Annotated in this window: 12 protein-coding genes and 1 tRNA gene; 6 read left to right on the top strand and 7 right to left on the bottom strand. The window is 54.4% G+C overall.

The window, feature by feature from the left end; translation table 11 throughout:
• Positions 1 to 2: 2 nt before the first annotated feature.
• Both HOV93_RS23525 and HOV93_RS23530 read right to left on the bottom strand, forming a co-directional pair.
• Positions 3 to 1946: a vWA domain-containing protein gene (locus tag HOV93_RS23525; protein WP_207399006.1), complete on the bottom strand. Its 1944-nt coding sequence runs from the start codon at positions 1944 to 1946 to the stop codon at positions 3 to 5.
• 169 nt (positions 1947 to 2115) lie between these two features.
• Complete coding sequence (locus tag HOV93_RS23530) at positions 2116 to 2754, bottom strand: TetR/AcrR family transcriptional regulator (RefSeq protein ID WP_207399007.1); 639 nt, start codon at positions 2752 to 2754, stop codon at positions 2116 to 2118.
• A 118-nt stretch (positions 2755 to 2872) separates the two neighbouring features.
• Between HOV93_RS23530 and HOV93_RS23535 the strand changes: the two genes are divergently transcribed.
• Positions 2873 to 4132, top strand: a complete 1260-nt coding sequence (locus tag HOV93_RS23535) for a multidrug effflux MFS transporter (RefSeq protein WP_207399008.1) — start codon at positions 2873 to 2875, stop codon at positions 4130 to 4132.
• Between the two features lie 16 nt (positions 4133 to 4148).
• Here the strand turns inward: HOV93_RS23535 and HOV93_RS23540 are convergent, their stop codons facing one another.
• The gene (locus HOV93_RS23540) at positions 4149 to 4949 is read right to left on the bottom strand and encodes a hypothetical protein (protein WP_207399009.1); all 801 of its coding nucleotides are present in this window, start codon (positions 4947 to 4949) and stop codon (positions 4149 to 4151) included.
• Positions 4950 to 5158: 209 nt separating this feature from the next.
• On the opposite strand from HOV93_RS23540, the gene HOV93_RS23545 reads away from it, so the two are divergent.
• Entirely contained in the window at positions 5159 to 6163 is a 1005-nt protein-coding gene (locus HOV93_RS23545; RefSeq protein ID WP_207399010.1) for an SMP-30/gluconolactonase/LRE family protein, read from the top strand.
• Between the two features lie 104 nt (positions 6164 to 6267).
• Positions 6268 to 7152 carry an RAD55 family ATPase gene (locus HOV93_RS23550; protein ID WP_207399011.1) on the top strand — a complete coding sequence of 295 codons (885 nt, stop codon included), beginning with the start codon at positions 6268 to 6270 and terminating at the stop codon, positions 7150 to 7152.
• A gap of 9 nt (positions 7153 to 7161) precedes the next feature.
• On the opposite strand, the gene HOV93_RS23555 is transcribed toward HOV93_RS23550, so the two are convergent.
• Positions 7162 to 7500: a tetratricopeptide repeat protein gene (locus HOV93_RS23555; RefSeq protein ID WP_207399012.1), complete on the bottom strand. Its 339-nt coding sequence runs from the start codon at positions 7498 to 7500 to the stop codon at positions 7162 to 7164.
• A 284-nt stretch (positions 7501 to 7784) separates the two neighbouring features.
• Here HOV93_RS23555 and lpxA point away from each other — a divergent pair, with 284 nt between their 5' ends.
• Positions 7785 to 8654 carry an acyl-ACP--UDP-N-acetylglucosamine O-acyltransferase gene (gene lpxA / locus HOV93_RS23560; RefSeq protein ID WP_207399013.1) on the top strand — a complete coding sequence of 290 codons (870 nt, stop codon included), beginning with the start codon at positions 7785 to 7787 and terminating at the stop codon, positions 8652 to 8654.
• A gap of 51 nt (positions 8655 to 8705) precedes the next feature.
• Here lpxA and HOV93_RS23565 read toward each other — a convergent pair whose 3' ends face one another.
• From HOV93_RS23565 to HOV93_RS23575, 3 genes are all read right to left on the bottom strand, one after another.
• Entirely contained in the window at positions 8706 to 9110 is a 405-nt protein-coding gene (locus HOV93_RS23565) for a carboxypeptidase-like regulatory domain-containing protein (protein ID WP_207399014.1), read from the bottom strand.
• 104 nt (positions 9111 to 9214) lie between these two features.
• Positions 9215 to 10141 carry a DUF1559 domain-containing protein gene (locus tag HOV93_RS23570; protein WP_207399015.1) on the bottom strand — a complete coding sequence of 309 codons (927 nt, stop codon included), beginning with the start codon at positions 10139 to 10141 and terminating at the stop codon, positions 9215 to 9217.
• 236 nt (positions 10142 to 10377) lie between these two features.
• Complete coding sequence (locus tag HOV93_RS23575; protein WP_207399016.1) at positions 10378 to 11949, bottom strand: hypothetical protein; 1572 nt, start codon at positions 11947 to 11949, stop codon at positions 10378 to 10380.
• Between the two features lie 395 nt (positions 11950 to 12344).
• Between HOV93_RS23575 and HOV93_RS23580 the strand changes: the two genes are divergently transcribed.
• Both HOV93_RS23580 and HOV93_RS23585 read left to right on the top strand, forming a co-directional pair.
• Entirely contained in the window at positions 12345 to 12788 is a 444-nt protein-coding gene (locus tag HOV93_RS23580; RefSeq protein WP_207399017.1) for a BLUF domain-containing protein, read from the top strand.
• Between the two features lie 141 nt (positions 12789 to 12929).
• Positions 12930 to 13014: transfer RNA gene (locus HOV93_RS23585), tRNA-Leu, on the top strand.
• Positions 13015 to 13077 lie beyond the last annotated feature (63 nt).

Genomic DNA, 13077 nt, shown 5'->3' on the forward strand with positions numbered 1-13077 from the left:
TACTAAAGCTTAGGAATGGGCACCTTTTGGTCGCTCTTGCGGCGGCGGACGTCGAAGTAATACGGCACCAGCGTCGAGCCAAAGCCTCGCTTGACTTCCCAGGCAGCTCGGGTTGCCCATGGGGTTCCCTGATACTCTTGGGTGACAAAGGTGAGCAACTGCTTCGCACGATCGGCATCGGCCTGCGTTTTATCGGCGGCGACCAGTTCCTTCCGTGTCCGCAGTTCCCAGCCGCGAAACTCCAGGTATTCTGCTCGATCGGGGTTAGGTGGCGTGGGGTTTTTCAGAAACAGCTCGCTGCTCACGCCATACTCGTAGGCGCGACAGCGATAGGCATAAAGCTGTCCGAGAATTAGGTCGAAGTTGGCTTGCCAGCGAATAGAGACCGAGTTGTCGCGAAGCTCCACGTTCTTTTCCATGACCTTAATCGCTTCGTCGAGATATCGCCCGTAGGGGATGACCTCGGATTGCTCCTTGCGAACCTGATTGGCCATCTCTTGCGGATTGCGGCTGTACCAGTGGCGAATGGTCAGGACGTTGGCCCGATCCTCTTGAAAGGGGTTCAGGTCATACACGACCTTCGTCACCAGGCTCTTGAGCGGGTCTCCTTTGATCTCGGCGACCTGCTCGGCCCGGGGTCGTAAGTCAGGTCGGAAATAGTCCATCGTTTTCGGATCAAACTTGCGATCGGTCACGCGGTGAATTTTGTCTTCCTGCCCCGGAAGCATGAAAAACCGCCCGCCTGTTTCCTTGGCCATGCGAACTTGTTCGTACGGTCCAAAGCCAGCCGTCATGGCATCCCAGCGTTTGCCGTAGCCGTCGGTCTGAAGTTGTTCGACGAAAGCCGTTTCCGGGCCTCGGTCGATTTTCAGCAAATGCATTTCACCATCGAAAGGATGCCGCCACTGATAGTGAGCATGGGGATAGCCGAACATGGCCTCGCGGCCCATCACGAACAATCGACAGTCCATTTGCTGAGCCGTCTTGATGACGTTTTCAAGCTGCGACTGATTGTCGCCCGGGTTGCCACTTTCGTCGGAAACCAAAATCATGGCGATCTTGCGATCGGCGATGTTGGCGTACTTTTTGTGTTGGGCTAATGCTTCCATGATGGCAGAGCAACTCATCTCTTCGCCGGAAGTATCGACCTGAATTTTGTCGATCGCGCTTTGAATCTCGCTGAGCACCGCAGTTGGTGCAGGCGTCAACAATTGGAAACCTTGACCATAGCTGGTGATCGCGGTCGTCAGCATGTCGCCCTGCCCTTCTTCGGTCAGGCCGATCTCCTGGTACACGCGTGAAATTCGCCCGCGAATGATTTGTTGGTCATCCTTCATGCTTTCCGACTGATCGAATAGCCAAATCACTAAGACCTTATTTTTCGAGAGCATCCAAATCAGCTCCTGGGCGATTTGGTCCATCGCTTCCTGGTAGTCGGAAACGACTTCCTGAGCCGAGCCAATGGTCCCCGAGGGGATCTCTTGAATGAGCGAATCGGTGTCTTTCGAGATCATGGCGATGTCGCTCAGTTGAACATCGACCGTTTCCGTGGGATCAATCGCTTGCTCCTGCAGCACGGGGGCCGACAACGACGCAGCGACCAGGCCCCCCATTCCCATTTCGGAAACAGGCATGGATGCCTCGGCCATTTCCGTTGAAATCTCATTCGATTGATCGAGTTCGATTTCAAACATTTCCAGGTCTTCGGTCATGTCCGGCTCGATCACCGTCAGCAATTGCGGCGGCTGAGAGGGGCCGACGAGTGTGAACATCGCCAGAAAAACCACCAGGGCAAAATGAAATATGAACGAAGTCAAAAACGCGATCGAATTATAGGCAGCATGTGCCGCAGAACGCAGCAGCCCGCGCGGTGCAACATCGTGCGTTTCAATCTGAGGACCCGACGACGAAGAGGCCGGAAGCGGAGCGGCTGGAAGAATTGGCATGGGCCTGCCTGGCAATAGGGAGGGAACGTCAAGTCAATAAGATTCAACATATCAAGCAATTGTTATGCCTTGCACCCTTTTTTGCAGATTTTGCAGCGAAGGTTATGGTGCCTAATCACTTCAAGTCGAATCGCCTGACACACGTGCCGCCTAGCGCGACACGGTATGATTAGTAGCCCAACAACCGCAAAGCTGTCTCGACTTGGTGTTCCAATTGTTTTTTGGTTGCCTTGGGAGTGCGGTCGAAGAGGGCTCCCAAGTGATTACGTGCCAGGGCTGCCCCCAGCAGCGTCGTGGTCATTTGCTCGATGTCTTCCACTTGGGGGCCGATTCCTTCGTCTCGGGCTCGCTCGACCGCTTCGGCCAAGTAACGCCGGGCTTTCGAGATCACGCGTTCATGAAAATCGCGGGCCAGCTTCGGCGTTCGTTCGGCTTCCGAGATTAACAGCCGCGTCAGGCGTACTTGCCGCGTCGTCATGATGAACTGGACCATCGCATGTAGCCGCCTTCGAAGCTCGGCCTTGGCATCTTCGCTTGGTGCGGGTTGGTCGTTCTCCCACGGAGAATCCCACAAGCCGCCCACCATGGCAGCAAACAGATGCTCCTTGTCGGGATATTTGGCATAGAGTGTCTTCTTGGACATCCCCGCCGATTTCGCGATTTCCTCCATGGTCGCCGCGCCGTAGCCTGTCGTGGTGAACACCTCTTCCGCCGCCCTTAACAGACGCTGACAGCGTTCTTTCTCGGTGTAAACAGGGGGACGGCCAGGTTTGGCCTTCTCTTGTTCCGAGGATGCGGGTTTCGTCATAAACGTTGACTTCAAAGAAGAGGACGAGTAATGTTCCATTTAAGAAACGATATCGTTTCCAATATTCACAATCAAGTGAAAAATTTTGACGTACTGATTTTCATTCGCAGGACGCACCATGACTTCGCGGAAAATTCATCCTTGGCTGATCGCTCCCATCTTGGGAATCCTGGGGGCCGTTGGTCCCTTGGCCATCGATCTTTACCTGCCGGGGATGCCGCAGATCACTGCCGAGTTAGGCATCAGCGAAGGGGTCGGACAATTCAGCCTGATGACCTTTCTGGCCGGGCTGATGATCGGACAATTATTCCTTGGCCCGGTCTCCGATCGCATCGGGCGCAAGCCGATGATCATCGCCGGAATGCTGTTGTTTGCGGCCGCGTCGCTGGGCTGTGCGTTTGTCCAAAACGGCGAACAGCTGTTAACGCTGCGGTTCATTCAAGGGCTCGGGGGTTCGATCGGTCGCGTGATTGGAATGGCCGTGGTGCGCGATCTGTACACCGGACCTACCGCCGCGAAGTTGGTGGGCATGATGATGCTGGTGCTCGGCCTGGCCCCGATCTTGGGGCCTCTGTTGGGGTCGACTATTTTGCTGTTCGCTTCGTGGCGTTGGATCTTTGTATTTCTCGCGTTATTCGGCTTGGGCTGTATCGTACTCGTGCTGACGCTCATGCCAGAGACCCGCTTGCCAGAGCAGCGGACATCGAGCCACCCAGTTGCTGCGATACGCAATTACGGCATGCTCCTTTTCAGCCGACAATATATGCCGTACGTGGCCACCATGGCCCTGGCCCAGGCAGGCATCTACGCCTACCTGACCGGTTCGTCCTTCGTGTTTATTAACATCCATGGCGTCTCGCCGACGCTTTACAGTGTTATTTTTGCATCCAACGCGGTGGGCCTGATGATTGGTGCTCAGAGTGGTCCGCGGCTGCTGGGGCGTTTCCGCGCCGAGACCATCATCCGCACCGCCTTGGCTACTTATATGTTGGCGGCCGTAACGCTTCTATCGCTCGAGATGGCAGGCGAAATGAACGTGGTGCTGCTATCGGCGTTGCTGTTTGTGATCATCATGTCGATCGGTTTCATCTTGCCCCTGTGCGGCGTGATGGCCTTGGAAGCCCACGGCAAGATATCCGGTACAGCCGCCGCCATGATGGGTGCGTGTCAGTTCTTCTTCGGTACGATTGCCGCGTTGGTGATCGGCTTAACGGCCAATGGAACGGCGATCCCAATGGCCGTCACCATCGCGTTTGCCAGTATCGCCGCAGGCATCACGGCTCACTGGGCGTTTCCGAAAGAAGCTATTGAAGAAGATGTCGACCTATCGACCGACACATTGCAGCCGGTCCCAGCCGAGTCTGGCAAGTGGCAATGAGCTACGGCAGTAAGCGTTAAGGTGATGGCTTCGGCGGAGGCTCGCGTTCGATCCACAGCCGAAAGATCTCGAACGGCAGATGAAAATCGAGATCGCTTTGACGTTCCGGTTCATAGTCCAAAACTTCCCAACGTAACAGTTCTACCGGCTGATCTGCGGCGCATTCTATTTGAGAATAATGCAAGGCAGAAAGAGAGGGCACTTCTGGAGTGATCCGAAACGTCACGCGTTCTCCCGACGTGCCATCTTCGTCGCTGGTTAGTACATGTCTTAGAAAACGTCCGTCCTCACCAATCACTTTCGCATCGAGCCAACGAACATCGTTTCGCATTAGTCGGCTCACCACGCGAGTATTCGCGTGGGGTCCGATTGCCGATAGGGTTGACCTCCACTTCGCAATGTGATGGTCTGGCTCGTTTGCAAACATTTGCGTGATGACATAATGCCCAGGTGAAAGAGTAAGACTGGTTCTGGTTGTAGGCTTAGGGTCCTTAGGAGGGATGCTGTTGTAGTCGTATTTGATTTGGTACTGGGCTCCCTCCGGCAAGTAAACTCGCCACTGCCACATCTTTTCGGCAGGCACGCGTAACGGCCGAACGTAGATCTGGGAGTCGTCCGTGACGTTTAATAACTCGTAGGTTTTGCGGGTCTGTGTCAACTCATCGCGGACATCCAACAGCTGGCTGCGAGATTGGCTATACGCCAAGGCAAGCCCGACAATCGCCGTGATAAGAAAGATGGTAAGAATGGAAAAGCGGAACCGCTGCCCCGTTGGCTGGGCTTCGACTGTTTCGGTTGCGGGTTTGGTTGTTTCCATTGGACTTGGTAGCCGGTTCGATCCGGAAGATGATACCGTCTGATTCCACAGAGCGGATTCAAAAGTTGTAATGCGCTCAGTCTAGCCAATCAGCTGTGGCTTAGGCAATCAACTTTCAACGAATTGCCTCACGTCTTCTGGCAAGTTAGGATAAACATTCCTCGACCTGCCTCACCCAATTGAAACTTCTAATACTCGGAGTTACCCCCATGCGTTTTTCCTCCCTTGCGCTGACTCTGCTAACTTGCGCGGCGATCGTTGGCACGGCTGTGGCTGATGATGTGAAGAAGACCATTGGCGAGATCGAGCGGCTCGATCCGGCGTTCGATCAGCTGGTTGCGACCGACGCTAAGGTCGAAGTGTTGGCCGATGGGTTCGAGTGGTCGGAAGGGCCTGTTTGGATGCCGAAGGGGTTTCTGCTGTTCAGCGATATTCCCAATAACCGCATCGTGAAATTCAAGCCTGGGCAGGGGACTGACGTCTTCATGCAGCCTGCCGGGTACACCGGGATGCCCAAGTTTGAAGGGCGCGAGCCGGGCACCAATGGCCTGGCGATTTCGCCGGAAGGCCACCTGACGATGTGCTGCCACGGCGATCGCAACATCACGCAGATGGTCGATGGCGAACGCAAGGTGTTGGTCTCGCACTTCGAAGGGAAGCGGCTCAACAGCCCTAACGATTTGGTGTATCACTCTAACGGCGATCTCTACTTCACCGATCCTCCGTACGGCCTGCCAGGCGGATTGAACGGAAAGGATGCCGATCTCGACTATTGCGGCGTCTATCGGTTTTCCAAAGAGGGTCAATTGACGCTGCTGACCAAAGAGTGCCCTCGACCGAACGGGATCGCTTTCTCTCCGGACGAAAAAACGCTGTATGTGGCCGACTCGCAAGAGTGCCACTGGAAAGCTTTCCCCGTGAACGACGATAGCACGCTGGGCGAAAGTAAGATGTTCTACGACGCCGCCCAGTGGAAAGGAAAACGTCCCGGCGGCAGCGATGGCCTGAAGGTCGACACCGACGGCAACGTCTGGGCAACCGGCCCTGGTGGTGTGCTGGTCTTCAATGCCGAAGGCAAGCTGCTGGGTCGAATCAGCACCGGCGAACGCACCGCCAACTGTGCGTTTGGCCCGGACGGCATGCTTTATATGACGGCCGACATGTATCTCTGCCGCGTGAAGACCAACGCGAAGGGACTGATCGGGTCGAAGTAGGCTCAGCCGTTGGCTGGCAAGGGTCCGCTGTGCGGACCGAAATCTGGTTGGTAGGTTATAGGTTTTCCACTCCGATTTCGCGCCCGCTTAGCGGACCCTACGTTATGCCTACACCACGACAAACAACCGGTATTGCTAAGCTCGACGAACACCTGGGCGGTGGTCTGATTCCTGGAACGCTCACGCTGGTGATCGGCGCAACCGGGATCGGCAAAACGCAAATGGGCGTTCACTTTGCCCATGCCGGAAAGGATACCGACAACCACAACGGGATCTTCTTCGACATGAGCACGCGAGGAGACTCGCAGAGCCATGTCGAATACGCCGAGCGAATGTTCGGCTGGACGCCGGTCGAAGCTGATTCGCATAAGCTGCCTGATCTCGATAACTTCTTCGAGTCGGATCTCACCCACGGCGAGATGCTGCATGTCTTCGACTACCAAGGCAAACGCGTCTCGCGCCGCGAAATGGATTGGGACGAGTTAGGGCATTGGCAGAAGCAGATCAACGAAAAGCTGGCGACCACCATTGGCTATCTGTACGGCAACTTCACCCGGGGCTGCCGCCGAGTGGTGATCGATGGCCTGGAACCGGTTGATGTCCCGGCCGAGTCGATTCAGATTGAACTGTTCGAGTACGTCTATCACCAGGTACTGCGGAAAGATCCGATGTGGGTTGCCCGCGATCTTTTCCGTCAAGCGTTTCGTAAAAATAGCGAGGCAGCCGAGAAGCATAGCTATGCGAGCGAGTCGATTGGCTGCATGATGCTACAGACCTCGAAAGAGGCGATGCTCGAGCATCTGATCTCGCGGAACCTGGACGAAGGGGATTTGATCAGCGGCGCGAACACGGTGATCTACATGGGCAAGATTCTCGACGGCACGAAGATTCGCCGGGCCATGTATATCAACAAACACCGAGGCAGCGCCGCGACGGACGAAATCATTCCGTACCACATCGACGACGCTGGCATTCAGATTGACGGCTAGTCTAGGGAACTACATCCCGCCGCGTGAGCTGTCCGAATGGTGCTTGGCCTGCTCGGCTTTCTCGATGAACTTCGGATCGCGGGTGGCCTCGTAGGCCTTTTGGTAGGTGACACTCAGAGCCGTAAAGTTGAACGGATCGGTCGGTTCTAGCTGGCAAACCATCTCGGCGTGATAGCACGCGTCGTCGAAATTGTTCAGATTCCCGTAGGTCACCGCCAAGGCCAGATGCGAAAGGACATGCTCAGGCTTCTCGGACAAAACGGCCTTGAATTTATCAACGGCTTCTTCGTATTTCCCTTCGTCTCGAAGCTTTTCGCCTTCGTTATACAGGGCAGTCGTATCAGACATGGTCTCTCAATCATTGGTAAAAGACGCAAAATGGGTTCGGGAACGTCTTTCAATTATAGGGAACGGCGTCTCGATTGACACGACCCTGCCTGCTGGCTTTGCTAGCGATGCGATCTGGCAGAAGTCCTGCGCAAAAATGTGGTTTCTATCGATCGGGGTGGACAGGTTTTACCGATAATCGTATCTAGGAACACAATACGCGGAGAAATGTGGCCAAGAAGGCCCGTTTGCATCGCAGCGATATTATCGATACCCATCTTCGACCTTCAGCAAAAGGATTTGCTGTGACTCAGATCCACCCTTCCGCAATCATTCATGCTTCGGCGGAGATTGGCGAGAACGTCACGATTGGCCCGTTCTGTGTCATCGAAGAAAATGTGAAGGTGGGAGATGGATGCCAGCTGAATTCCTTTGTCTCCATCAAGCAAGGCACCACGCTAGGTGCCAATAACAAAGTCCACGAACATGCTGTCATTGGTGGTCCTCCTCAGCACCTAAGAGCCGGAACCGATCTCGGCGACGTCATCATCGGTACGGGCAACGTCATCCGAGAGTTCACCACAATCCACCGCGGTTTGGCACCTGGCAAGAATACCGTGATCGGCGATAACAATCTGCTGATGGTCCAAGCCCATGTTGGCCACGACACGATCATCGGAAACAACACAATCATCACCAACAACGTGATGCTAGGTGGACACGTCGTCATCGAAGACCGCGCCTACGTCAGCGGCGCCGTTGCCGTGCACCAGTTCTGCCGCGTTGGCCGCAATGCCATGGTCGGCGGTCAGGCACACGTCGTTCAAGATGTGGCTCCTTATGTGACCGTCGATGGTTGCACGAGCTTGGTGGTGGGACTGAACATCATTGGCCTGAAGCGAAGCGGCTTCACGCCAGAGCAGGTCTCGGATTTGAAGCGAGCGTACCGCATCATCTTCCGATCGAACCTGACCAATCGCGAAGCCCTGCAGCGTGTTCGCCGCGAGTTCCCGCTGAGCCCTGCGTTGCATTTCGCCGAGTTCCTGGCCGAAAGCGAACGCGGCTTTATCCAGGCTCGCAGCCGAGGCCGCGGTGTGGATGTCAGCCGTCCGCAACTTCGCGTCCTTTCCAGCGACAAAGACACGACCACCGACGTGAACCGACGTGCAGGTTAGGCAGATTCGCAGCGTCTAACCGATCGGTTTTCCGTTCTAAACGACTTGGCCCTACCGGCCTTTGTCGACTTGAAAGTCGATGACATTCTTTCCATCGACCACTTCAGCCGTCAGCGGAGTTTGATCCTGGTTGGCAAACTTCGAGCTGATCGGAGAAGACTTTCCGTAGTCGCTACTGCCGATGATGGTCACTTTGTAACGGCCTTTCGGGGCACCGTCTGATTCGCCAAACGTACCGAGCGTATAGGTTCCATCTTCTTTGATGTAGCCCACGGAACTCGAGTTGTTTTGCGTGTCGGCGAAAACGATGGTGCCGCCTGAGACCGGCGATCCATCGGCGAAGCTAACCTTTCCGGTAACCACTTCGGTCGCACCGCCACTTCCGCTGCATCCCAGGAAACCAAGAAGTGTTGACGCGAAAAGTAATGTAGCTACGGAAGTATTTTGCATCTGCATGAGAAGAATCCTGCTCGAAATGGGTCTATCAGGACAGAAAAGATTGCGAACGTCCACAGCAAAGGGACGTCCGCAAGTCGCCATGAAACAAGACGCGAGGAAGGTTATTGGTCGTAGTTATTCACGCGTCCATCGCGGCGATCGGCCATGAGCAGTGTAAATTCTGGATTCACATTGTTGGCGACATTTCGAACACTTCCATCTGCCATCAGAAACTGACTGATGCCGGGATGATAACTCCCCAAGCTCTTTCGGTACTCACCGGTAGTGATATTAGGGCCACGCATGAGAGGAAACTTCGTGTTTCGGATAATCATCCAGGTCTTCCAGTCACTTATGTGCCAGTAATAAAGCGTTCCATCTCCCACGTTGGCATGCTTGTTAATATTGCTTGTGGGGACATATTTTTCACCGAGGACCGACGTGTTGGACAGACCGTCGGTGATGCTCGCGAAGTTTGTCTGAGACTTCCAACCGGTTAGGCGACTGCCACTATCAACGGTACCGCCCTTGGCCAGAATCAACGCGCTATAGTGCCGCCCCGGCGTGGCATCATCGGCATCTAGCCGGTCGCATTCATTCGTGCTCTCACGGTTGCCGGTAATGCAATAATCGGTGGCGGCACCAAGCTCGGAAATCTGAGTCCCGCTACGGCGGCTAGGACAAAGGAGCATCGACAAGGAGGCCGCATCTGTCTTGATGAATGTGTCGTTGTCGCCCGAAGTCATCGGCAGTTCAAGATCCAACTGATCGACCACATTCTTTTGTTCTAGATACGGCATGATCAGCGGATAGAAGCTCGCGTATTCGTTCCGCAAAGCGGCTGGCGGCAGATAACCGAAGGTGTCGTGGAAGTTATGAAACGATAGTCCAAGTTGCTTGAGATTGTTGCTGCATTGCATTCGACGTGCGGCTTCACGAGCTTGCTGTACCGCTGGTAAAAGCAAAGCAATAAGAACACCGATGATCGCAATCACGACCAATAATTCGACCAACGTAAAACCAGAACGAACGCGTTGAGATAATGGCATAAGGCACCGATCGACAAGTATTCTGAAAAGAAAAGATTTAAATGCCTAGACGGCTAAGCATCGCTCAAATCGTATTCAGGTCGGGTAGCCATAACAACCGAGTTCGACGTTAAAAAAACGCATTTTGCGGGAAGTATACGCCAAAATACGGTTTGTTCGATCCAAGGAAACCGATGCACAGAAACCATGTTCAATGGCATCGCAAAGATACTCAAAATACAGGCTCGTCGCCGGAACTACTTCATCGTATTGAGACGCTCGTCCGAGAGATCGAGCCGGTACATGATGGTGTTGTAGTCGTACCGAGGCGTGCCAACCTGGGTGGCAGAGAACTGCTTGGTGTAGGTGCCGTCGAAGTAGATCAGCTTTCCGTCGGCCTGATCGAGGAAGGCGTGCTGCACCGGGTTGTAGAATGTGTACTTGTCGTGGGTGACGATCTTCTTTGCTTTCTCCCACGTGCCGGGGATTGTCTTCGAGGTCAGGAAATAGACCTCGCCCAGGTCCGACTCTTCCCCATGAATTTCATTGGCGATCATCACCCAGCAGTCGAGATAATCGTTCCAACGAACCGAACCGCGATGCAGCGTGATCTTTCTTCCTTGGTCGATATCGGTTGTTTGGATCCAACCTTCGCCGGGCTGAATGTATCCGGCTTGCTCTAGTTGTCGCTGCTGTTGAGCACCCACCAGATCGGTTCCCTTTCGCCAGGCATAGTCGAGCTTGCCTTGCGGGTTTCGGGCAAGTTGAGGGCTCTTCTGATGGAACTGGGCACCTTCTTCTAAGCACGTCCAGGCTTCGTACTGAGCAGGATCGAGAACGGCATCCCACTTGGCCGGAACGCGCAGCATGGGGTAAGGCGTCGCGAAATAGATGTACGCCTGGTCGTCGTCGGTGTGCTTGAACGCTTGTCCTTGTGGGTAAAGCCGTACTGACTCCGGAAACTGAGTAACCTGCTCGAACAGCTCTTTCTCTTCGTTGAACACGGCGATGCCGCTACGGTGCTGCTTGCCAAGCCCTTCCCGAACGGTGTAGTGGGTGACGGCCTTCGTCTGTCCGTCGTTGTCTTCAAGGGTGAAGAGGCCATGCATCCAAATGACGGTTCCGTCGATATCGTTCTGGTACATGGGCTTGCTGAAACCGGTGTCGTCGACGAGATATGCTTGATCGATCCCGAGCGCCGGATCCATTCCCCCATCCTTTGGAAGTTGGGACCAGGCACCTGAGGTCGCGAAGTTGCCCAGCGGATAAGATGCCCTCGCCGTATCGCCCCATGTCCACAAGATTCGGTCGCCTAGGACGACTGCCTGGGTCGAGTCCTGGCCCATCACTTGGGCGTTCAGATTAGGACGCCGCCAAGGACTCGGCATGCCGAGGTGAGTCGAGTGATGAAACTGCCCCTGACCGGTGATTCGATAAAGCCGTTGGGCAATGTTCTTTCGATGGACCTTCAACTGAACCGACTTGCCTGGCAGAACCTCCAAAGCCCGGCCCCGTTTGCCAAAGCCATCGGCCGGAAATTCATAGCCATGCCCGGTGATCGCAAAGAACACCTTCTGCCCCATCAAACCAGGTTCATCCACAGCGACCCAGCCTGCGTTGTCTGTCACCAGTCGGATTTCATTAGTTGTCCGCAGTTCGATCAGCGGCACGCCGCGACCAGTGGCTTCATCGATCACCTGAATGCCAAAGGGAGAGGTGGCAACCGAACGCTGGGTAGGTAGGCCCTGAGCCGAAAGCATGGCGTGAATGACAATCGCTAGCAACAACGAAGCAAGAATCATCACCCAATGTGAGCGGTGGCGTAACATGCAAAAACTCGACGGAGAGATAGGAGGGAGGGCATGCACCGTAATGCACGCACTAAGGGAGGGATAAGCGAGGGGAACTCGAAGGAATCGATGAACTTCTATGTTAACTGGTTTCCCTAGAGCGTTACCAGAGAATAAAATTATGGGGTTCACTAGTCAAAAGAAATAAATGCTTGCTAGCGATATCTTCCGAGCCATCCTTCCTCTGGCTCGCTTCGATGCCGTTTTAAGATGCAACTTCCTGTTAGATCCCCCAAACTTGCTGTGCGAAAAGCAGTAACGTATGTGGATTGTTGAATTTGATTGAATTCGCGGTAGATCGATACGAAGATGAGGACAGAAGTAGGAAGCAGCCGGCGGCTCGAAACCGCTGATACCTCGAAAAGGATTCTCATTTGTTTGCGCTTGCTTATGCTAGTTACAGTACCGTCGATGCCTCGGAACTTGATCTCGACGGGATTGCTACCCGTGCCTCGTCTAAGAACGCCGTCTTAGGTATTACGGGCTATTTGTGTTACGACCACGGCGTATTCTTTCAGTACCTGGAAGGGGAAGACCGGGAAGTCGTGTGGGACCTGATGGAGGTCATCGGGCAAGACAGCCGTCACGATATCGTCAACAAGGTCGACCTGGGCGAACACGACGAGCGGGTCTTTCCTGAGTGGAGCATGCGCTACCTGAACCGCAGCGACCTGCGACGTGTCGACCTTGAGAACGTGCTAGAGCACTCGATTTTCCACATGGACCCGAAGCTGTACGGCCAAGAGAATATCGTCGCGCTGATTAAGGCCTTGGTGGCGAATATCTCGGCACGGCAAAGCCAGCTGAAAGCGGTCTGAGTTACCGATCGACGTCTTTCTAGACGGGTTGAATTGGTTTTTCAGGCAAAACTAAGACCGCAGACCATTTTTTGGCCGGAGGGGTCCTTGAAAAAAGAGGCATCCACAGGCATAAATGGTTGTTTCCAGCCTACAACATAGGCCGAAGTGGCGGAATTGGCAGACGCGCTAGGTTCAGGTCCTAGTGTCCTTTTTGGACGTGGAGGTTCAAGTCCTCTCTTCGGCACTTAACAAAAAAACCACGATGGGTCTCCATCGTGGTTTTCTTTTTTTGGGCTTCGGTTGATCT

The sequence above is a fragment of the Bremerella alba genome, from assembly GCF_013618625.1.
GTDB lineage: Bacteria > Planctomycetota > Planctomycetia > Pirellulales > Pirellulaceae > Bremerella > Bremerella alba.

Excerpts from the sequence above, each read along its gene's own strand:
- HOV93_RS23525 (WP_207399006.1), bottom strand. The coding sequence starts at position 1,946 with ATGCCAATTCTTCCAGCCGCTCCGCTTCCGGCCTCTTCGTCGTCGGGT.
- HOV93_RS23530 (WP_207399007.1), bottom strand. The coding sequence starts at position 2,754 with ATGACGAAACCCGCATCCTCGGAACAAGAGAAGGCCAAACCTGGCCGT.
- HOV93_RS23535 (WP_207399008.1), top strand. The coding sequence starts at position 2,873 with ATGACTTCGCGGAAAATTCATCCTTGGCTGATCGCTCCCATCTTGGGA.
- HOV93_RS23540 (WP_207399009.1), bottom strand. The coding sequence starts at position 4,949 with ATGGAAACAACCAAACCCGCAACCGAAACAGTCGAAGCCCAGCCAACG.
- HOV93_RS23545 (WP_207399010.1), top strand. The coding sequence starts at position 5,159 with ATGCGTTTTTCCTCCCTTGCGCTGACTCTGCTAACTTGCGCGGCGATC.
- HOV93_RS23550 (WP_207399011.1), top strand. The coding sequence starts at position 6,268 with ATGCCTACACCACGACAAACAACCGGTATTGCTAAGCTCGACGAACAC.
- HOV93_RS23555 (WP_207399012.1), bottom strand. The coding sequence starts at position 7,500 with ATGTCTGATACGACTGCCCTGTATAACGAAGGCGAAAAGCTTCGAGAC.
- HOV93_RS23565 (WP_207399014.1), bottom strand. The coding sequence starts at position 9,110 with ATGCAGATGCAAAATACTTCCGTAGCTACATTACTTTTCGCGTCAACA.
- HOV93_RS23570 (WP_207399015.1), bottom strand. The coding sequence starts at position 10,141 with ATGCCATTATCTCAACGCGTTCGTTCTGGTTTTACGTTGGTCGAATTA.
- HOV93_RS23575 (WP_207399016.1), bottom strand. The coding sequence starts at position 11,949 with ATGTTACGCCACCGCTCACATTGGGTGATGATTCTTGCTTCGTTGTTG.